The following is a 19324-nucleotide window of genomic DNA, read 5'->3' on the forward strand; positions in this document are numbered from 1 at the left end:
TCGCTTCGCCCTCGGACGGCGCGCGGAATTAACGCTTTCGTTACTATACCGGTACAGGTCCCGGATGCGAAGCTCGGCAAGGACAAAGCCTTGCCGGGGGTCTTACTTTTCCCCCACGCCAAGGCTAGGGAATCAGCTAGGCTGCCGGCGATTCCGGCAGGAACGAAAAATGGCGCCGGCGAAACGGACGCCCGGAGGACCCCCTATGGCTGCGCAAGCCGAATCGGATGCCGGCGGCGCGCTCTTCGAGCGCATCCTTTTTGGTCTCGTCTTCGCGGCGGTCGCGGCGCTGGAGGCTTCGGGCGGCCCCGAGCATATTCTGGTCGCTGGCTTTTTCGCCGGCGCGGCGCTCTATCTCTTGCGCCCATCGAGCGAGAGCGGCCGCCAATCGGTGAATTTTGCCGTCGATTTCGCTGCCGTCGGCGTCTTCGCGGCGCTCTGCGACCGCTCCTGGGTTTTGTGGCGCGCGCCCGAGACGATCGAGCAACTGTTCCGCTTCTCGCCGGTCGGCGCCGGAACGGCGACCATCCTCTATATCGCGGGCGTCCTCGTCCTCACGGCGCGCTCGCGCATGCCGCTGCGCGTCGCGCTTTTCCTCACGCCCTTCCTGTTCAGTCTGCTGGTCGCGCTCGGCTCGCCGCCGGTCACTCAGATCGGCGCTGCGTTGTTCCTGGGCCTGCCGGCGCCCGATTTTGTCGCGAAGATCGCCGGGCGCACGCTCATCCTCTTCCTGCTCAATGAAGCCGTGGTCATCGGCGTGCCGCTGGCGCTCGGGCGCTTCCTGCCGCGGCAATGGCGCCCGCATGGCATGCTGTTCGTCTCGGCCTTCTTCGCGACGCTCACGCCTTTCATCGCCTCCGCCGCCCCGGTCTTCGTCACGCCCTTTCTGCCGGCCCCGATCGCCGCCCTCGCCGCAGCTTTCCTGACGGCGTTGGCGCAGGCGGGCCTTTGGGGCCAAACCTATCTGGTGACCCAGGCGATCGCGGGCCTTTTTCGCGCGACGCCCTCGCTTTCCATCGTGGTTTATCACGACTGGAAAACGGGCGCCGAGAAGGGCGCGGTCTATGGCTTCGTCTTCATGGCGCTGCTGCTGGCGGTCGGCCTCGTCGTGTCCTCGCCCGCCGCGGCGTCGTTCGTCGTGCTTTCGGCCCCGCTCAGCGCGGCGATCATCGGCGCGCTGACCTATCCGCTGGCGCGCGCCATCGTCGAAAGCACCGATTCGACGCCGCCGTTCAGCGGCCGGGTCGAGGAAGCCTATGTGCGCCCGGCCAATTACGCCCGCGGCGCCGTCGCAGGCGCGGCGGTCGGCATTGCGCTGATGCTCGATCTGCCGGCGGCGAGCGGGAGCAATCGTTTCCTTTACGGCGCCCTCGTGGGGGCGCTCGCCTATGCGGGGGTCGATCTCGCCTTCGATTTCCACGCCTTGTTGCGCGTGCGCCGGCAGCATTTCCGAAGCTGGCGCGTCTATACGCTGGGCGCGCTGCTCGGCGCGCTCGTCGCCGGCGCGATCGCCTGGTATTTCGACACGGACCAACTCGGCACCGTGGTGCGAAAATTCTTCGCCTATATCTCGCTCGACTACGCCGCCGACGGCAGGCCGATCAACGACTACATCGTCCGTCCGCTGTTCTCGAAGTGGGGCGCCACCAATCTCGGTCCCGTCGATGGCGGCGTGCGCCTCATTTACAACGAGTCCTTCTCCGGCGTGATCCAATGGGTCTTCGCCGCGCCGCTGTTCTCGATCAACCTGTTCTTCCTCACCGCGTTGGTGAAGCGCAGCCTTCAGCCGCTGCGTCAGCTCGCAAGCTGGGAAGGGCTGGACATGCTCATCGAGAATGCGGTGCGCGTGTTGCGCTGGGGCCTGTGGATGGCGCCGGTCATCTACTCCTTCCTCAAGGCCACGCCGGACCCGGCCTGGTACAATCAGGACGGCCTGATCCGCACGGGCGTCGCGACATGGATGAGCTACATCCTGCCGGACAACGACTTCCGCGCCTGGAGCCTGGATATTTTCACGGCGCTTCTCGCCTATGACGTGCTGCGCGTGCTGATCTGGTTCGATCACATGGGCCTGCGCGTCGCGACGCTCGTCAATCTCTCCTTCGTCGGCGGCGACGCGGCGGACGAATCGGCGGCGCGTTTCCTCGGCAAGGAGCAAGTGAGCCGCGCGATTCCCGAGGGCATCCGCCGGTTCGGCACCTGGGCGCCGCTGCTGCTGCCCTTCTACATCCCGCGGGGCGCCGAATGGGACAAGGCGTGGAGCGCCGCCGAGCAGATGAGCGTCACGCGGCCGCCGTCCTACACCTATCTCGTCGGCGGCTATCTCGCTTACGCCGGCCTCGTCGCGCTCGGCCTCGTGCTGTTCCTGCTCGGGCGTCTGGCGCAGGCCCAGAAAATCCCAATCGAAGGCATCACCGGCGCCGGCGGCGTGCCGGGTTCGCGGCCGCTCAAGCTCACCAACGGCCTCATGACCAGCGAATGGTTCGAGGACGGGCAGGGCGCGATCCGCATCGAGGGCGTCGCGCGCGGCGGCCCGGCGATCGATCTCACGCGCCAGCCGCTGGATCACGCCCATCCGCGCGGCCGCTTTCTATTTCTGCGGGAGCAGGGCGGCGGGCTGTGGTCAGTCGGCGACGCGCCGACCCGTTGCGGGGTCCCGTGCGGCAAGCTCGTCGACGCGGACGAAAACTGCCTCTTCTACATGGCGGAGCAGAACGGCTTTGCGGTTGAATCGCGCGTCTCTCTCGCGCCGGACGAGGCCGTCGAGATCAAGCGGCTCAAGATCGTCAATCTGGAGGCGCGCCCGCGAAGGCTCACCCTCGCCTCGCTGCGCGAATGGGTGCTCAACGAAACGAGCGTCGAGGTGCGCGATCCGCCCTACAACGCCATCCACATCGGCACATGGTACGTGAAGTCGCTGAACGCGATCTTCGCCCAGAACCGCCTGCTCAAGGGCGGCGCGCGCCGGACAGTCGATCGCCGGCTGTCGCCCGAGGTCGGCTTCCACGCCATCGGCGCGGGAGCCGACACCAAAATGACCATCGTCGGCTATGAGGACGTGAAGTCGCGCTTCTACGGCATGGGGCCGACCAATGCGCCCGACAGTCTCCTCGGGCTCGGCGACGCGCCGCGCAGCCCCGACGACGAGGGCCTGCTCTACGGCTTCCAGCCTTGCGCCAGCCTCCGCGTCGAGATCGACCTGCCGCCCGACGGCAGCGCGGAGCTCATCATCATCGACGGCTGGGCGCGCGACATGGGGCGCGCCACCGACTCGGTCGCGCGCCATCTTGGCGTTCCGCCCGTCGCCCCCGAAATTCTCGACCGCGCCCTGTCGCGGCGACGCGCGCTGGTCATGCCGCCGGCGCCCAAGCAGCATCGCTTCGCCTTCTCTCCGGACGGCCGCAGTCTGACCCTTGCCCCGGGCACGCCGCGGCCCTTCGCGCATGTCATCGCCAATGAATTGGGGCATGGCTGCGTGCTCACCAATGACGGGGACATTTTCTCCTTCTCGGTGAATTCGCGCTTGAACAGCTTCACGCCGTTCCGTCTCGGCGAAGGCCGCATGTCGCCCGCGGGGCAGATGATTTACGTCTACGACCTCGCCCGCGCCGACGCCCACAGCCCGACCTTCGTGCCGCTGCGCCGCCGCGACGCGCGCTACGAGGTGACCTATGCGCCGGGTTCGGCGATCTTCCGCGCCGAGCGCGATCACCTCGAACTGGAGATGACCGTCTTCGTCAGTCCGACCGAGCCGATCGAGTTTCGCCTGCTCAAAATCCGCAACAAGACGGTGCACGAGCGGCTCCTGCAGATCGTGCCGGCGATGGAAGTGGTGCTGGCCGAGACGCCGACGGAAAGCCTGGGCGACATACAATCGGTCATCGACGACGATCTGCAGTCGATCTACTTCCGCAATCCGCGCAACCATTTCGTCAACGGCTGGGCCTTCGTTTCGACCTCCATCAACGCGGAGTTCGCCGAGACCTCGCGGCGCCGCTTCCTGGGCCATGAAAGCCGCAACCCTTATCTGCCTTACATGGTCGAGCACGGCCACCCCGACGCTGGCGCGCCGGAGCACCAGCGCAAGGTCGCGGCCTTCTGCGGCGCGATCGACGTGGCGGCCGGCGAGGAGGCGGTCGTCGTCGTCGCGCTCGGCCAGACCACGACGATGGAGGAGGCCAAGCGGCTCGCCAAAATGGCGCGCGACCCCGCTTTTGCGCGGCGTCAGCTCGAGGCGAGCGTCGAGGCCTGGAACGATCAGCTCTCGGTGCTGCGAATCAAGACCAACCGCCCCGACGTCGATCGCCTCGTCAACGACTGGCTGCCTTATCAATTGCTCGCGTCGCGGCTCTGGGGCCGCACGGGCCCGGCGCAGCGCTCCGGCGCAACGGGCTATCGCGACCAGTTGCAGGACGTCATTCCGCTCATTCATCTCGCGCCGGAACGCGCTCGCGCGCAGATTCTTCTGCACGCGCGGCATCAATATCTCGAAGGCGACGCCGCCAAATGGTGGCACCGCTCGGCGAGCGGCGGCACGGGACTGGCAGATCGCACCCATTCGTCCGATCCGCATCTCTGGCTGCCGTATGTGACGATCCGCTATGTGAAGGGCACTGGCGACGCCGGCATCCTCGACGCCGTCGAGACCTTCCTCGAAGCCAATCCGGTGCCCAAGGATCAGGAGGGCGACGTGACGGTGCCGCTCAAATCGCGGGACAAGGACACGCTGCTCGGCCATTGCGCCCGCGCGATCGATTATTCGCTCGACCGCTTCGGCGCGCATGGACTGCCGCTGGTCGGCTCCGGCGACTGGGACGACGGCATGCATCTCGTCGGCGTCGAAGGGCGGGGAGAGAGCGTCTGGCTCGGCTTCTTCCTGCACGGCGTCCTTGTCGACATCGCGCCGATCTTCGAGGCGAAAGGCGACAAGGCGCGCGCCGACCGCTATCGAGAGCGGGCCGAGAAACTGCGCGCGGCGCTCGCCGAATGCTGGCGCGGCGACCGCTATGTGCGCGACTTCGCCGACGACGGCCGCGAGCTCGCGCCGATGAGCGCCATGACGGCGCATTGGCCGACGCTCTCCAACGCCGTCGATCCTGCACGCGGCCGCGAGGCGATCGAGAAGGCGCTTGCGATGCTCGGCCGCTCCAATCGGGTGCTGCTCGTGACGCCGCCCTTCAACGAACATTCCGATCCCTATCCGGGACGCAGCGCCGAATATCCGCCGGGCGTCCGCGAAAACGGCGGGCAATATTCGCATGGCGTCTCCTGGTTCGTGGACGCGCTGGCGAAGCTCGGGGCGCAGGCGCAGGCCGCAGGCGACCTGCAGGCTGCGACGGAATTGTTCCGCGAGGCCTTCGAGGTCTGGATCGCCATCTCGCCGATCTCGAAGCTCAGAACGCCCGCCGAGGCGGATGTCTACGGCCTGCCCCCGCATCAGCAGCCGGCGGATGTCTATGAGGGCGAGGGCTATGAGGGCCGCGGCGGCTGGGACTGGTACACGGGCGCCGCCGCCCGCATGCTTTCCGCCGCCTACGCCATGCTCGGGCTGGAATTCGAGAACGGCGAATTGAAGCCCCGGCCCGACGCTTTCGAACCCAAGGGCGATCTGCGCCTCGAATGCGTTACTTACCGAGGCAAGAGCTTCACCGCCCAGAACAAGCTCAGGACTTAACGCGAACAGAGGCGAACGAGCTGTTTACAATCAGCGCGGCGAGGCCCCTCCCGGCTTCGTGGATGGCCGGGTCAAACCGGCCATGACGGGCTCAAAAGTTCGGGTGGAGTCGCGCTGTCATCGCGACTTCGGCCGCATGCCCGCGCGTGTCGCGGGCATCCACGCCGAGACCGCGTGGCGCGCGTCAGGCCGGCTCTTTTTCCGCGGCCTTCTGCGGCGCGCCGCCGTAGCGGCGGTAGATGAAGTCGGGCGCCGGCGCCGTTGATTCCGTTTCGGCGAAGGCGGCGAAACGGGCGTGGTCGGGCGAGAGATGACAAGCCGGGTCGGTCGCCGCCGCGTCGCCGGTCACCGCGAAGGCCTGGCAGCGGCAGCCGCCGTAATCAATCTCCCGGCGGTCGCAGGAGCGGCAGGGCTCTTTCATCCAGTCCGCGCCGCGATAGGCGTTGAAGGCCGCGCCATGGCGCCAGATGTCGCCGAGCGGCCGCGCGCGCACGTCGTCGAAAGTCAGGCCCGGCAGCGTCTGCGCGGCGTGGCAGGGCAGGGCCTTGCCGGAGGGCGTCACCGCCATGATCGAGCGGCCCCAGCCGCCTGTGCACTGCTTGGGCCGCGTGGCGTAATGGTCGTGGATGACGAAGTCGAAATTCAGGACGCCCTGAAGCCGCTTCTTCGCCTCTTCGACAACGCCCACCGTCTCCATGAAGGTCTCGCGCGTCGGGATCAGCGCCGCGCGATTGACCTGCGCCCAGGCGTAATACTGGATATGCGCAATCTCGATGCGCTGCGCGTCCACCTCCACCGCGAAATCGATGATCTGCGGCAGATGCGCGATGTTCTGGCGATGCATCGGCGCATTGATGGTGAGGCCCATGCCCAATTCGCGCGTCCAGCGCGCGACGTCGCGCTTCTTCGGCACGCCGCCGTCATAGGCGGAGATGCGGTCGGCGCTCTCGGGGACGATGTCCTGAATCGACACCTGCACATGGTCGAGGCCGATTTCAGCCAGACGCTCGAGCCGCTCACGCGTCAGCAGCACCGCGGAAGTCACGAGATTAGTGTAAAGCCCCGCCTCCACGGCCTGCGCCAGGATTTCTTCGAGATCGCGCCGCACGGTCGGCTCGCCGCCGGAAAGATGCAGTTGCAACGCGCCGATCGACGCGGCCTGACGAAACGTCTCGCCCCATTCCGAGGCGGTCATTTCGACGTTCGACTTTTCGAGGTCCAGCGGATTGGAGCAATAGGGACATTGCAACGGGCACCGATGCGTCAGCTCGGCGAGAAGTCCGGCGGGGCCGCCCGCGAAGGGTCCGATGGACGAAGCGAAGGCCGAGAGCTTCGGGGCCGAGAAGGGATCGACGCCGTCGCGCAGCAGGCGCTTGTCGGCGAGGCCCTGAAGCAGATTGCTCACGTCCCGCGTGATCACGTCGAGCGGCGCCGAATACTGCTGCGCGAGCTTCGCGCAAAGGTCGGCTAGGCGGGTTTCGCCGTCGATGGCCTCGAGCACGATCAGCCCGATGGCGTCGAGCTCATAGGCCCGTTCGGGGGCAAGAATAACCGTGCGGCCGCGCGCGCGGTCTTCATGCAGGCGCGCATAGCGCGTGAAGGCGGGGCGGGAGTCCGGGCCGATGATGTAGCGTGTCGTCATTTTGCGTTCGGCTCTTGTCGGGGCTGCTGGCCCCCTCCCTGTCCCTCGCCCGCTTCGCGGGAGAGGGGGCGCTCACGCGCGGCGTGGATGAAGACCAGGCTCCCCTCCATCTCCCGCAAGTCGGGGGACGGTTGCGGAGGCGTCATTCCGGCCGCCAGGCCCCCGGCGGGATCAGCCCGGGCGTGACGTAAGCGTGATGTAAGGCGTCGAGCTGCGCCCACAAGACGTCGCATTTGAAGCGGACGGCCGCGACGCAGGCTTCCTGCTCCTCGCGCGTTCGGGCGTTGTCGAGCACATAGGCGAGCGCGAAGTCGGAGTCGCGCGGCGCCTGGCTGAGGCGGCGCTTGAAATAGGCCATCACATGGTCGTCGACGAAGTCGTAATTCTCGAGCATGCCGACGATGCGCTCGCGATGGATGGAGGGCGCGAACAGCTCGGTGAGCGACGACGCCACCGCCACGACCAGCGGCTGCTCGACGACGAAGCGCACATAGGCTTCGACCGCGAATTTGGTGGCGGGCAGGGCGCCGCGCCGCGAGGTCACATAATCGCGCGGGAAGCCGAGCGCGTCGGTGAGCACCAGCCAGCGTTCAATGCCCCCCGCTTCCTCGCCGAGGCCGTCGTGATCATGAATGCGGTGAATCCACTCGCGACGCAATTCGCGGTCGTGCACGCGGCTCATGAAGGCGGCGTCCTTGCGCGGCACGGCCTCCTGATAGCAGTAGCGGTTCAAGGCCCAGGCGGCGACCTGAGGCTTTTTGAGCTTGCCGCCATGCAGCAGCTTATGAAATTCGTGCTTGTCGTGATAGCGCTCGACCCCGACGTTGCGGATCGCCGCTTCGAAATCAACTCTGGAGAGCGGCGCGGCGTCGCGCCAGTCGGTCACGATCTGATTCATAGCGTCACCTCCATGCCGTCCGCGCCGACTTCCCAGCCCGCGGCGCGCACGGCCGCGTTTTCCTTGGAGCCGGCGTCGAGGACCGGATTCGAATTGTTGATGTGCACGTAGATTTTGCGCGCGACGCCGAGCGGCGCGAAGGCCGCGATCGAGCCGTCGTCGCCGCTCATGTTCACATGGCCCATGCGAGAACCTGTCTTGCCGAGGAGCCCCTGTTCGATCATCTCGTTTTCGTGAAACAGCGTTCCGTCGAAGAAAACGAGCGCCGCGTTTTTCAGGCGCGCGGCCAGCGGCGCATCGACCCTCGCGCAGCCCGGAACGTAGAAGAAAGACTTGCCCGTCTTGGTCTCGATGATCTCGAGGCCGAGCGTGTCGCCGGCGCTGGTGCCGAAATTGGGCGCGTTTTTATCTTCGAGATAAAGCGCAATCTTGCCGGGCACGGGGAACGCGCGGATCGCGAGGCCGAGATCGACGCCCGCGCCCTTGAGCGGGATCGTCTCGTCCATCGGCAGTTCGATGCGCGGCACGAGCGGCGTCTGCAGAATGGTGAAGATCGGATTGGCGCCCAGCGCCTGCAGCACGCGTCCGGCGGCGTAGATAGTGAAGGGCTGAGCCTCGCGTAGATTGAGCAGGCCAGCGACATGGTCGACGTCGCCATTGGTGAGCGCGACCGCCTTGATGGGGCTCGCGCGGACGGGATCGCCCTCCGCGGGCGCGAGCTGCGGGGCGGCGGCGATCTGCTCGCGCAAATCCGGCGAGGCGTTGAGGAGAACCCAGCTCCGATCGTCAGCGCTCACTGCGAGCGACGACTGGGTGCGGGGCGAGAAACCGGGGGCGCCTGCGCGCACGGCGCGGCAATTAGCGCAATTGCAGTTCCATTGCGGGAAGCCGCCGCCGGCGCCCGAGCCCAAAATCCTGATCCGCATCGCGTTTCCGGCCGCTCGTTAACGAGCGCCTTCTCCCCGTTGTTTTCTTTTGCGCGCACTATGCACCCTCGGCGCGACGGCGCAAGTGCGGCAAATTTGCCTGCAGTTAACCGGGATGGGCGACAATGCTGCAGCTGCGTTACCGGCTGCGCCCCAGTTTCGTCGCCTTCTCGCGCGAAAACAGGGTCCGGCCGGGCGCGCACTCGATCACTCATGAAGAATCCCCGGCCGCGCTGGATCCGCTATTTGCGCAAGGCTTCATTGACATTGACGGCCCTACTCGCCGCGGCGCTTCTCACGGGGTGCGCCTCGGAAAGCATGCGCGCGATCGACGGCCATATGAACAACGCCGTTTCGCTCGTCTCCGGCCCACAGGGCGAGCCGAGCCGCGTGCCGCTCTTCGTGGCGTCGACCCGCCGCGGCGAGGGGGCGGCCGACGACGGCCGCGCGCATTTCTCGCTGACCGCCATCGGCGTGCCGCAGAACCATCGGCCCGGCGCGGTGGAAAAGCCGAGTTTCGGCGGCGCCGACAAAAGCCGGCATTTTACGGTCCTCGCCAAACGCAACATGGACGAAGAGGAATTCTACGGCGAGCTTGCGGCCCATGTGTCGGGCCGCGTCGGCAGCTCGCGCGACGTTCTCCTTTACGTGCACGGCTTTAACACCAGCCTTGACGAGGCCCGATTCCGCCTCGCTCAGATCGTCGCCGACGGCGGCTTCTCCGGCGTGCCGGCGCTCTTCGCCTGGAATTCGCGCGGCGGACTGTTCAATTACGAATCCGACAAGGAGGCGGCGACGGTCTCGCGCGACGCGCTCGAGAAAGTGCTGCTGTCGCTCGCCAAAACGCCGGGTCTCGGCCGCGTGCACGTGCTCGCTCATTCCATGGGCGCGTGGCTCACCATGGAGACGCTGCGCGACGCCGCCATCTCCGGCCATCCCGATCTCGACGGGCGCCTGGGCGAGGTGATGCTGGCCAATCCCGACATCGACCTCAATGTCTTCCGCCAGCAATTGGGGCGGATCGATCCGCGCCATGTGTCGATCTTCGTCGCGAACAACGACCGCGCTTTGTCGCTGTCGTCGCGCATCGCCGGCGCGCGGCCGAGGCTCGGCGCGATGGACCCGGAAAAGCCCGAGGACAAGGCCGAGCTCGATCGGCTCGGCGTCGCCGTGCACGACATCTCGTCCTTCTCGACGGATTTCATCGGTCACGGCGCCTTCGCCGAGGCGCCCGACGTGGTGCGCAAGATCGGCGCGCATATCGCCGCGCCGCGCGCACAGGACGCGGACCAAATGGCCATCCCGGATTTCCGGGGGGATCAGGTCGATGGAGGAACGGCGCAAACGCCGCCGCCGGCCGCCAGCCAGAAGGTGGAGACGTCGCCGCTGCCGCCGGTGGCGGGGCGGTAGTCGTCCGCGGGTTTGAAAGATTGCCAAGGACTGTTACTTTTACGGCGCGCGATCGTTTCTTGAAGTGTAAGAAAATGGCTGACACCGCGACGCTCTCGGCGAAGTTCCAAATCTCGATCCCTAAGGGCGTCCGCGAGGCCCGGAATTGGAAAGCCGGCCAGCGGTTCGCTTTCATTCCCAAGGGCGCGGGCCTTCTCATCGTGCCCGTCCCAACACGCGACCAGCTCTCGGGGATCGCCAGGGGAGCCAAAGCCGGTGACTATCGCGATCGAAAAGACCGCGTTTGATGCGGCTTGTGGATACGTCGGCATGGATCGAGTGGTTGATTGGCTCCGAGACAGGAGAGAGCCTCATCGCGCGACTGCCGGAGCAGGAAGAGTGGCTCGTGCCGACCATTGTTCAGCTCGAACTCGCGAAATGGCTGGGGCGCGAAGCGGGGGAAGAAAAAGCGGATCAGGTCATCGCGTTCACAGAGCTGTGTGTCGTCGCGCCGCTCGATACGAAAATTGCCCTTTCGGCGGCAGAACTCGCAGCGCTCCACAAGCTGGCGACCGCCGATGCGATCGTGTATGCGAGCGCGTTGGCGTTCGGCGCCGACGTGCTCACCTGTGACGCGCACTTTAGGGACTTGCCCGGCGTTCTTTATTTCTCAAAGACGGGATCAGACCGACCTTCCTGAGTTGGCCTAGCCTTCCGCGCCTTCCACCTCCCCCTTCTCGCCTTCCGCCTTCGCCAGCGCATTATACCGCTTCACGCTCACCGGGATCGCCGCCAGGAAGGCGACGCTCACCACGGCGAGCACTTCCATCGGATAGATCGCCAGCAGCAGCGCCGTCACGCCGACGCCGAACAGCACCGGGATGACGAGATCGCGCGGGATGCGGCCGATGCGTTTGCCGGAGAAGTGCGGAATGCGGCTCGCCATGAGAAAGGCGATGGCGAGGACATAGGCGATGTAGAAGGGGGTCAGCGCCTTGGAGGCTGGCAGCTCCAGCGCCGAGAAATGCAGATAGAGCGGCAGCAGCACCGTGACCGCGCCCGCGGGAGCCGGCATGCCGACGAAAAACTCGGCGTGCCACGCCGGTTTGCTCGGGTCTTCGATCATCACGTTGAAGCGCGCGAGGCGCAGCGCGCCGGCGATGGCGAAGGCGAGGACGGCGAACCAGCCGAGGCCCTTGATCTCGTGCAGGCTCCACAGATAGAGCAGCAGCCCCGGCGCCACGGCGAAATCGACGAAGTCGGCAAGCGAGTCGAGCTCGGCGCCGAAGCGCGAGGTGCCTTTGATCGCGCGCGCCAGGCGGCCGTCGAGGCCGTCGAGCACCGCGGCCGCCATGATGGCGGTGACGGCTTTGACGAAATCCTCCTCGATCGCATAGCGGATCGCGGTCAGGCCCATGCACAGCGCGAGCAGCGTCACGAGATTCGGCAGCACCACGCGCAGCGGAATGTTGCGAAAGCGCAGCCGCCGCAGCTCGGAGGCCGACAGCTCGGGATTGTCGTTCATCTGTTTTGGACCCTCAGCCGGTCTTGAAGGTGAGCGCCGCCGTCTCGGCCGTCATATCCGCGAGCACGGTCTCGCCGGCGACGGCGCGCGTTCCGACCGCCACCATGGGGCGCGCGGATGACGGCATGTAGACATCGACGCGCGAGCCGAAGCGGATCAGGCCGAAGCGGTCGCCGACGCCGAGGCTTTCGCCTTCCTTGACGAAGCAGACGATGCGGCGCGCGACGAGACCGGCGATTTGCACGACGCCGAAGCGCCCGCGCGGCGTCTCGATGACGAGGCCGTTGCGCTCATTGTCCTCGCTCGCCTTGTCGAGGTCGGCGTTGATGAAGATGCCGGGCTTGTAGGCGATCTTCGTGACGCGGCCGGTCGTCGGCATGCGGTTCACATGGCAGTCGAAGACGCTCATGAACACTGAGACGCGCTGCAGCGGCTCGGCGCCCATGCCGAGCTCCGGCGGCGGCAGGAAGAATCCGATCGAGCAGACGACGCCGTCGGCCGGAGAGACGACGAGCCCCTCCCTCAGCGGCGTGACGCGCGGCGGATCGCGGAAGAAATAGACGCACCAGGCCGTGGCAATGAAGCCGATCCAGCCGAGCGTCGGCGAGATCCAGTCGAGCACGAAGGCGGCGACGGCGAAGCCCGCGATGAAAACATAGCCCTCGGGATGAATCGGCACGAGGATTTTGCGGACGGAATCGATGACGGACATGCGGCTGATAGCTCCGTGGCGCTCGTTCTGACACAGCGCTTCGTCGCGCCTCTTTGCCATTTTGCGCCGGCAAAGTCACGGGCGGACGACCTTTGGAAATTACCCCCATAACGGGAGAGACTGAGGTCACCCCGGCAGGCGGCGGATGCGGCAGGGCGATCCGGCGGCGAGCGGCGGCTCGCCCGGCTCGCGAATGAGCAGCGCCTGCGATTGCGCGAGTTCGGTGAGGAGCGAGGAATCCTGCAGGGGCTGCGGCCTCGCGACGAGGCGGCCGGCGTCGTCCCGGGCGAGCCGCGCCCGCATATAATCGCGCCGGCCTTTGTTGGCGGGAAGGTCGGCGCCGGCGATCGCCGCCTCGGTCTGGTCGGCGGCGGCGTTTGGATCGCCCTGCAGGGCGCGAACGAGAGGCGCCAGGAACACGAGCGCGCAGACGATCGACGCCACCGGATTGCCCGGCAATCCGAGAATATGCGCGTCGCCGAGGCGGCCAGAGATCAAGGGCTTTCCCGGCCGCATGGCGATCTTCCAGAAATCGAGCGTCATGCCCTGGCGCGCCAGCGCCGGGCGCAGCAGATCGCGGTCGCCGACCGAGGCGCCGCCGAGCGTCACCAGCACGTCGGCTTGCGACTCGCGGGCGAGTCCAATGCCGCGCTCGAGCTCGGCGAGATCGTCGCGGAAAATGCCGAGGTCGACAACTTCCGCGCCCGCCTCCTCGGCGATCGCGGCCACGGCGAAACCGTTGCAGGCGATGATCTGCGCGGGGCCGGGCTCGGCGCCCGGGGCCACGAGCTCGTCGCCCGAGGCGATGATCGCCACCCGCGGCCGCCGCGACACGGGCAGTCGGGCGTGATTCATGGCGGCCGCAAGGGCGAGCTCTGCTGGCCCGAGCCGCACGCCGGCGCAAAGACCCGCGGCGCCCATGCGAAAATCGAGGCCCGCGGCGCGAATGTGCTGGCCCGGCCTCGCCGCTTCCTTGGCCTTCACCAGGCCGTCCGCGACCTCGGCGTCCTCCTGCAGGAGGATCGCGTCGGCGCCTTGCGGCGTCGGCGCGCCGGTGAAGATGCGCACCGCCTCGCCGGCTTGCAGCGGAGCCCCATAGCCATGGCCGGCGGCGCTTTCGCCGACGAGCCGCAGCGGCCCGGCGGCGAGATCGGCGGCGCGGACGGCGTATCCATCCATCGCCGAGACGTCGACCGGCGGCTGCGTGCGTTTGGCGACGAGATCACGTGAGAGCGTGCGGCCGCGGGCCTTTGCAAGCCCAACCTCCTCTTCCCCCAGCCGCGCGGCGTCCGAAAGGACGCGCGCCAGGGCCTCGTCGACAGAAAGGAGTTTGTTGTCCGCCATGCTTTCCTTCCTTTCGCGCGCGTTCGGGGCGCAAAACCCTCTCCCCGCCTGCGGGGAGAGGGCAGGGTGAGGGGCCTGGGGTCGAAGCGCACGGCTGCGACTTGTCGCAATGGTCCTGCGCCGAACCCGTGCGCATCCATGCCCTCGCCCCTCACCCCAACCCTCTCCCCGCGCGCGGGGAGAGGGAGAGCGGGCGGCGCCCTTCTCCATTCAACTGTCGTCGCGTCGCCAATGGCCGCTCTTGCCGCCCTGCTTTTCAACGAGCTCGACGCCCTCGATTCGCATGGCGCGGTCGGCGGCCTTCAGCATGTCGTAGATCGTCAGACAGGCCACGGAGACCGCGGTCAGCGCCTCCATCTCGACTCCCGTCTTGCCGGCGACGGTCGCCTCCGCCTCAACCCGCAAGCCGGGCAGCGACTCGTCCGCCGCGATCTCCACCGACACGCTGGAGAGAGGCAGGGGATGGCAAAGCGGGATGAGGTCGCTCGTCTTTTTCGCGGCCATGATGGCGGCGATGCGCGCGACGCCGAAGACGTCGCCCTTCTTGGCCTGCCCGGCGACGGCGAGCGCCAGGGTCTCCGGCGCCATGACCACGCGTCCCCGCGCCCGCGCCACGCGCTTCGTCTCCGCCTTGGCCGAGACGTCGACCATATGGGCGTCGCCCGTTGCGGTGAGATGCGTCAATTTGGTCATGATTCAGCGGCGTTGACGGCGGGGGTTCTCATCCGTGCAAAAGCTTGCGAGCCGCCGCCTCGACATCGTCCTGCCGCATGAGGCTTTCGCCGACAAGGAAGGTGAAGATGTGCGACTTCTCCAGCCGCAGGCAGTCGTCATGCGTCGCGATGCCGCTTTCGGCGACGATGATCTTGTCGCGCGGCACTTTCTCCGCGAGTTTCTCGCTCACCTCGAGCGACACCTTGAAATCATGCAAATTGCGGTTGTTGATGCCGATCAGCCGCGTTTCCAGAGCCAGCGCGCGATCGAGTTCGCGCTCGTCGTGGACTTCAACCAGCACGTCCATCCGCAGGTCGTGGGCGGCGGTGTTGAGCGCCTTGGCCTCTTCGTTGCTGACGGCGGCCATGATGATGAGGATGCAGTCGGCGCCAAAGGCGCGCGCCTCGAAGACCTGATAGGGATCGAACAGGAAATCCTTGCGGATCGCCGGAAGGTGCGTCGCCTTGCGCGCAGCCTCGAGGTCTTCGAGCTTGCCCTTGAAGGAGGGGCCGTCGGTTAAGACCGACAGACAGGCGGCGCCGGCCTTTTCATAGGCTCTGGCGAGTTTCGGCGGGTCGAAATGGTCGCGAATGACGCCTTTCGACGGGCTGGCCTTCTTGATTTCGGCGATCAGGGCGATGCGGCGCTGATTGAGCTTTTCCTCGATCGCATGCACAAAGCCGCGCGGCGGGTCGTGGTCGCGCACCTTGCGCTCGAGCGCCGCGAGCGGCATCCGCACCTTCGCCTCGGAAATCTCGGTGCGCTTATAGGCTTCGATACGGTCGAGAATATCGGTCATGTCTTCAGGCCCGAAGGAGGCGCCGGCGCGCCTCGCTGATTCATTACCTGCATAGCCGATCGCCGTCTGCAATCCTATCCCGTAGAAAGTCGCGGTAGACCGCGCCTTCCCGCAGAGCGGGGGGAGGTTGTGGCGGGGGTCACCCTGCAGCGTTGGAATGCTCGACGAGCGCCTCGAGCGTCGCCGCCGCCGCGCCCGAGTCCAGCGCCTGCGCCGCGAGCGCGGCGCCGTCGCGCAGATCGGCGGCGCGCTCGGCGACGACGAGAGCAACCGCCGCGTTGAGCATCGCGATGTCGCGATAGGCGTTCTTTTCGCCCTCGAGCACCGCGCGCAAGGCCCGGGCGTTATGAGCCGGGTCGCCCCCGACGAGCTCCTGCGCAGTGGCGCGGCGCAGGCCGGCGTCTTCCGGCGTAATGTCGAAGGCGTGGATCGCGCCGTCGGTCAAAGACACGACATGAGTGACCCCGGTCGTGGTCGCTTCGTCGAGCCCGTCCGCGCCGTGGAGCAGCCAGACCCGGCGCGCGCCGAGCTCGTGCAGGACGCGGGCGAGCGGCTCCAGCCAGTCGCGGGAATAGACGCCGATGGTCTGGCGCTCGACCCGCGCCGGATTGCACAGCGGCCCCAAGAGATTGAAGATCGTGCGCACGCCGAGTTCGGCGCGAACCGGCGCGGCGTGGCGCAGCGCCGGGTGATGCGTCGGTCCCGCCATGAAACACAGGCCCGCCTTGCGCAGACAGTCCGCCGCGGCCGCGGGAGGGATTCCGACCTTAACGCCCAATTCGCCCAATACGTCCGAGGCGCCGGAGCGCGAGGACGAGGCCTTGCCGCCATGCTTGGCGACGACCGCGCCGCAGGCGGCGGCGATGATGGCGGCGAGCGTCGAAATATTGTAGGTGCCGGCGCCGTCGCCGCCCGTGCCGACGATGTCGATCGCGCCGGGCGGCGCTTCGACGGCCGTCATGACGGCGCGCATGGCCTCCGCCGCGCCAATGATCTCCTCGACCGTCTCGCCGCGCAGGCGCAGGCCCATGAGAAAGGCGCCGAGCTGCGCCGGCGTCGCCGCGCCGTCGAAGATCAGCGCAAAGGCGGCTCGGGCCTCCTCGCGGGCGAGCGGTGCGCCTTCGGCGAGAGCGGCGATATAGGGTTTGAAATCCTGCATTCGGCGGCCTTAAGCCACCTTCGCCCGGCCCCGGCGGGCCTCGTTCCATTCCTGCGCGAGATCGAGGAAATTGCGCAGGATCTTGTGTCCGTGCTGCGAGGTGATGCTCTCCGGGTGGAACTGCACCCCATGGGTCGGCAGCGCGTTGTGGGACAGCGCCATGATCAGCCCGTCCGGCGTCTCGGCGGTGACGCGCAGGCAGTCGGGCAGGGTCTCACGCTTGACGACGAGCGAGTGATAGCGGGTCGCCTGGAAAGGCCCCTCAATGCCGCGAAACACCGCGTCGCCCTGATGGAGGATGGTCGCCATCTTGCCGTGGATCGGCATGGGCGCCCGGATGACCTCGCCGCCGAAAACTTCGCCGATCGACTGGTGGCCCAGGCAGACGCCGAAGATCGGGACCGTCTCGGCGGCGGCGGCGATCAGCTCCATGCAGACGCCGGCCTCGTGCGGGGTGCAGGGGCCGGGCGACAGCACGATGGCGTCCGGCCCGCCGGCGAGCACTTCCGCGACGGAAACCGCGTCATTGCGATGCACGGTGACAGTCGCCCCCAGCTGGCCGAAGTAATGGACCAGGTTGAAGGTGAAGCTGTCGTAATTGTCGATCAGCGTGATATTGGACATGGTTCTTCCGGCGCGTTCGCGGCGATGCTTTGAAACCCCAATAGGCCCCGGGGCCGCGTTAGGCAACCTCGCGCGGCCCGCGTCTATTGCGACGCGATCTGGCGGTGCGGGAGGCGCCAATCGGGCCGCGCGTCGCGGATCATCATGATCTCCCCGAGCGACTGCCGCGTCAGCAGGCCGACGAGCCGCCCGTCGCGATCCACCACGCCGACGGGGGCCCCGGCGTTGAGCGAGGTCAGCGCGGCCTCGACATTTTCATGCGCGCCAATGGTCGCGAGCGTCTTGCTGGCGAAGGGAGCGACCGGCGCGCCAGGATCGGAGGCGCGCAGGGCGTCGACGATTTCGGCGCGCGACAGCAGACCGACGGGCCGGTTGAGCGCGTCGACAAGGGGGAAATCCTCCTGGGAGGTCGCGAGCAGGATCTCAACGGCCTCGCTGACGGTGGCCCCGCGCCCGATGGCGGCGATGCGGGTCTCCATCGCGTCGACCGCCGGTATGCCGCGCGCGGCTTCCGCCATGGTCGTCATCTGCGCTTCGCCCGCGGCGGCGATATAGACGAAGATTGCGATGAAAAGCAGCATCGGATTGCCGAAGAGGCCCGCAAATCCGAGAAGGAAGGCGAAAGCCTGGCCGATATAGGCCGCAATGTTCGTGGCTTTTGACTGGCCTAGCCACATGGCGAGCGCGGCCCGCAGCACCCGCCCGCCGTCCATGGGGAACGCCGGGATGAGGTTGAAGACGGCCAGGAAAATATTGGTGGCGGCCAACCGCTCCCAGAGACTGACCGACGGGTTGGCGATCTGCGCCGCCTCGCCGAGGTTGAACGCGCCCGAGACCCCGAGCAGGACGGCCGCGATGACAATGTTGACGGCCGGGCCGGCGATGGCGACCAGCAACTCCTGCCAGGGCTTCTGCGGCATCGATTCCATATCGGCGACGCCGCCGATGGGGAGCAGCGTCACCTCGGGCGAGGCGATGCCGAACTGGCGCGCCATGAGGATGTGGCCGAATTCATGCAGAACCACGCAGGCGAACACCGCGGAGATAAACAGGACGCTCTGGCCCGCCGCCTCTGCGCCGCCGCGTTGAAAGGCGGCCATGGCGATCCAGGCCAGGAAAAGCAGGAGAGTGATGTGAATGCGCACGGCCGTTCCCCTGAACGTGCCAAGCGTAAAGGACCAGCGCATCCGGAAACCCCGCAGCGTAAACAAGTCGTCAAGACATAGGGCGTCGCCGGCTGTTGCGCCAGAGCAGCTGAATCAGGGCGTTGAAAAGAAAAGGCCGGCGAAGCCCGAGGCGTCGCCGGCGAAGTTTACGACAAAGAAAAGGAAGCGGTTTTTTCAGAGACGGAAGCGAATCTGGTCCGTCCAGAAGCGCTCGAGACGGGTGAGCGACTGGTTCAGGGAGCGGAACTCCTCGGGAGAGACGCCGCCGATCTGCTCGATCGTCTTGGCGTGCTTGTCGTAGAGCTGCGCGACAATGTCGTGGACTTCCTTGCCTTTGGGGGTGAGGCTGATGCGCACGGAGCGGCGGTCGAGGCGCGAGCGAGCATGGTGCAGATAGCCCGTGTCGACGAGCTTCTTGACGTTGTAGGAGACGTTGGAGCCCAGATAATAGCCGCGCGTGCGCAGTTCGCTCGCGGTCAGCTCCTTGTCGCCGATATTGTAGAGCAGGAGCGCCTGCACAGCGTTGACGTCGCCGCGGTCGCGGCGGTCGAACTCGTCCTTGATGACGTCGAGCAGGCGACGATGCAGACGCTCGACGAGGGTGAGCGCCTCAAGATAGACCGGCCTCACCTCGCCCGCGCGGTCGGCGGCGGCTTCGTTTCTGGCGGGCTGGGCGGTCTTCATAACGGCGCTCATCCTTTTCTCCATCGTTTTCGTTGCGTCGCGCATGTCTTGCTTGATGAGGTCAAATT

Annotated in this window: 16 protein-coding genes; 4 read left to right on the forward strand and 12 right to left on the reverse strand. The window is 67.0% G+C overall.

Annotated elements, in window-relative coordinates:
* The first annotated feature begins 205 nt into the window (after positions 1 to 205).
* Positions 206 to 5674: a GH36-type glycosyl hydrolase domain-containing protein gene (locus RVU70_RS15845; protein ID WP_363347990.1), complete on the forward strand. Its 5469-nt coding sequence runs from the start codon at positions 206 to 208 to the stop codon at positions 5672 to 5674.
* 184 nt (positions 5675 to 5858) lie between these two features.
* Here RVU70_RS15845 and pqqE read toward each other — a convergent pair whose 3' ends face one another.
* From pqqE to pqqB, 3 genes are all read right to left on the reverse strand, one after another.
* Complete coding sequence (gene pqqE / locus RVU70_RS15850; RefSeq protein ID WP_363347992.1) at positions 5859 to 7316, reverse strand: pyrroloquinoline quinone biosynthesis protein PqqE; 1458 nt, start codon at positions 7314 to 7316, stop codon at positions 5859 to 5861.
* A 142-nt stretch (positions 7317 to 7458) separates the two neighbouring features.
* Positions 7459 to 8214, reverse strand: coding sequence for a pyrroloquinoline-quinone synthase PqqC (pqqC, locus tag RVU70_RS15855; RefSeq protein WP_363347994.1), 756 nt, complete (start codon positions 8212 to 8214; stop codon positions 7459 to 7461).
* On the reverse strand, positions 8211 to 9140 hold the full coding sequence (gene pqqB / locus RVU70_RS15860) for a pyrroloquinoline quinone biosynthesis protein PqqB (protein WP_363347996.1): 930 nt from the start codon (positions 9138 to 9140) through the stop codon (positions 8211 to 8213). Before pqqB ends, pqqC begins: the two co-directional genes overlap by 4 nt.
* 213 nt (positions 9141 to 9353) lie before the next feature.
* Between pqqB and RVU70_RS15865 the strand changes: the two genes are divergently transcribed.
* From RVU70_RS15865 to RVU70_RS15875, 3 genes are all read left to right on the forward strand, one after another.
* Entirely contained in the window at positions 9354 to 10550 is a 1197-nt protein-coding gene (locus tag RVU70_RS15865; protein WP_363347998.1) for an alpha/beta hydrolase, read from the forward strand.
* 74 nt (positions 10551 to 10624) lie between these two features.
* Positions 10625 to 10837 carry an AbrB/MazE/SpoVT family DNA-binding domain-containing protein gene (locus RVU70_RS15870; RefSeq protein WP_363348000.1) on the forward strand — a complete coding sequence of 71 codons (213 nt, stop codon included), beginning with the start codon at positions 10625 to 10627 and terminating at the stop codon, positions 10835 to 10837.
* Positions 10837 to 11229 (forward strand): type II toxin-antitoxin system VapC family toxin, encoded by a 393-nt coding sequence (locus RVU70_RS15875; RefSeq protein WP_363348002.1) that lies wholly within the window; start codon positions 10837 to 10839, stop codon positions 11227 to 11229. Before RVU70_RS15870 ends, RVU70_RS15875 begins: the two co-directional genes overlap by 1 nt.
* Before the next feature lie 6 nt (positions 11230 to 11235).
* Here RVU70_RS15875 and RVU70_RS15880 read toward each other — a convergent pair whose 3' ends face one another.
* The 9 genes from RVU70_RS15880 to ldtR form a co-directional block, all read right to left on the reverse strand.
* Positions 11236 to 12054: a phosphatidylcholine/phosphatidylserine synthase gene (locus RVU70_RS15880; protein ID WP_363348003.1), complete on the reverse strand. Its 819-nt coding sequence runs from the start codon at positions 12052 to 12054 to the stop codon at positions 11236 to 11238.
* Positions 12055 to 12067: 13 nt separating this feature from the next.
* Positions 12068 to 12766: a phosphatidylserine decarboxylase gene (locus RVU70_RS15885; protein ID WP_363348005.1), complete on the reverse strand. Its 699-nt coding sequence runs from the start codon at positions 12764 to 12766 to the stop codon at positions 12068 to 12070.
* Between the two features lie 126 nt (positions 12767 to 12892).
* Positions 12893 to 14110: a gephyrin-like molybdotransferase Glp gene (gene glp, locus RVU70_RS15890; RefSeq protein ID WP_363348008.1), complete on the reverse strand. Its 1218-nt coding sequence runs from the start codon at positions 14108 to 14110 to the stop codon at positions 12893 to 12895.
* A 210-nt stretch (positions 14111 to 14320) separates the two neighbouring features.
* Positions 14321 to 14803, reverse strand: a complete 483-nt coding sequence (gene moaC, locus RVU70_RS15895) for a cyclic pyranopterin monophosphate synthase MoaC (RefSeq protein WP_363348010.1) — start codon at positions 14801 to 14803, stop codon at positions 14321 to 14323.
* Between the two features lie 28 nt (positions 14804 to 14831).
* A complete protein-coding gene (gene trpC, locus RVU70_RS15900) occupies positions 14832 to 15623 on the reverse strand; it encodes an indole-3-glycerol phosphate synthase TrpC (protein ID WP_363348012.1) in 792 nt (263 codons plus the stop codon).
* 139 nt (positions 15624 to 15762) lie between these two features.
* Entirely contained in the window at positions 15763 to 16782 is a 1020-nt protein-coding gene (gene trpD, locus RVU70_RS15905; RefSeq protein ID WP_363348014.1) for an anthranilate phosphoribosyltransferase, read from the reverse strand.
* 9 nt (positions 16783 to 16791) lie between these two features.
* Positions 16792 to 17406 (reverse strand): aminodeoxychorismate/anthranilate synthase component II, encoded by a 615-nt coding sequence (locus RVU70_RS15910; RefSeq protein WP_363348016.1) that lies wholly within the window; start codon positions 17404 to 17406, stop codon positions 16792 to 16794.
* Between the two features lie 83 nt (positions 17407 to 17489).
* On the reverse strand, positions 17490 to 18593 hold the full coding sequence (locus RVU70_RS15915) for a site-2 protease family protein (RefSeq protein WP_363348018.1): 1104 nt from the start codon (positions 18591 to 18593) through the stop codon (positions 17490 to 17492).
* Between the two features lie 153 nt (positions 18594 to 18746).
* Positions 18747 to 19256, reverse strand: coding sequence for a transcriptional regulator LdtR (ldtR, locus tag RVU70_RS15920; protein ID WP_363351369.1), 510 nt, complete (start codon positions 19254 to 19256; stop codon positions 18747 to 18749).
* Between the last annotated feature and the right edge of the window lie 68 nt (positions 19257 to 19324).

This window comes from Methylocystis echinoides, assembly GCF_040687965.1.
In the GTDB taxonomy this organism is placed as follows: Bacteria; Pseudomonadota; Alphaproteobacteria; order Rhizobiales; family Beijerinckiaceae; genus Methylocystis; species Methylocystis echinoides_A.

What these genes read in the sequence shown, in the direction of transcription:
- pqqE (WP_363347992.1), bottom strand. Translation starts at nt 7,316, where the DNA reads ATGACGACACGCTACATCATCGGCCCGGACTCCCGCCCCGCCTTCACG.
- RVU70_RS15880 (WP_363348003.1), bottom strand. Translation starts at nt 12,054, where the DNA reads ATGAACGACAATCCCGAGCTGTCGGCCTCCGAGCTGCGGCGGCTGCGC.
- trpD (WP_363348014.1), bottom strand. Translation starts at nt 16,782, where the DNA reads ATGCAGGATTTCAAACCCTATATCGCCGCTCTCGCCGAAGGCGCACCG.
- ldtR (WP_363351369.1), bottom strand. Translation starts at nt 19,256, where the DNA reads ATGAAGACCGCCCAGCCCGCCAGAAACGAAGCCGCCGCCGACCGCGCG.
- RVU70_RS15865 (WP_363347998.1), top strand. Translation starts at nt 9,354, where the DNA reads ATGAAGAATCCCCGGCCGCGCTGGATCCGCTATTTGCGCAAGGCTTCA.
- moaC (WP_363348010.1), bottom strand. Translation starts at nt 14,803, where the DNA reads ATGACCAAATTGACGCATCTCACCGCAACGGGCGACGCCCATATGGTC.
- RVU70_RS15875 (WP_363348002.1), top strand. Translation starts at nt 10,837, where the DNA reads ATGCGGCTTGTGGATACGTCGGCATGGATCGAGTGGTTGATTGGCTCC.
- RVU70_RS15915 (WP_363348018.1), bottom strand. Translation starts at nt 18,593, where the DNA reads ATGCGCTGGTCCTTTACGCTTGGCACGTTCAGGGGAACGGCCGTGCGC.
- glp (WP_363348008.1), bottom strand. Translation starts at nt 14,110, where the DNA reads ATGGCGGACAACAAACTCCTTTCTGTCGACGAGGCCCTGGCGCGCGTC.
- RVU70_RS15910 (WP_363348016.1), bottom strand. Translation starts at nt 17,406, where the DNA reads ATGTCCAATATCACGCTGATCGACAATTACGACAGCTTCACCTTCAAC.
- pqqC (WP_363347994.1), bottom strand. Translation starts at nt 8,214, where the DNA reads ATGAATCAGATCGTGACCGACTGGCGCGACGCCGCGCCGCTCTCCAGA.
- pqqB (WP_363347996.1), bottom strand. Translation starts at nt 9,140, where the DNA reads ATGCGGATCAGGATTTTGGGCTCGGGCGCCGGCGGCGGCTTCCCGCAA.
- RVU70_RS15845 (WP_363347990.1), top strand. Translation starts at nt 206, where the DNA reads ATGGCTGCGCAAGCCGAATCGGATGCCGGCGGCGCGCTCTTCGAGCGC.
- RVU70_RS15885 (WP_363348005.1), bottom strand. Translation starts at nt 12,766, where the DNA reads ATGTCCGTCATCGATTCCGTCCGCAAAATCCTCGTGCCGATTCATCCC.
- trpC (WP_363348012.1), bottom strand. Translation starts at nt 15,623, where the DNA reads ATGACCGATATTCTCGACCGTATCGAAGCCTATAAGCGCACCGAGATT.
- RVU70_RS15870 (WP_363348000.1), top strand. Translation starts at nt 10,625, where the DNA reads ATGGCTGACACCGCGACGCTCTCGGCGAAGTTCCAAATCTCGATCCCT.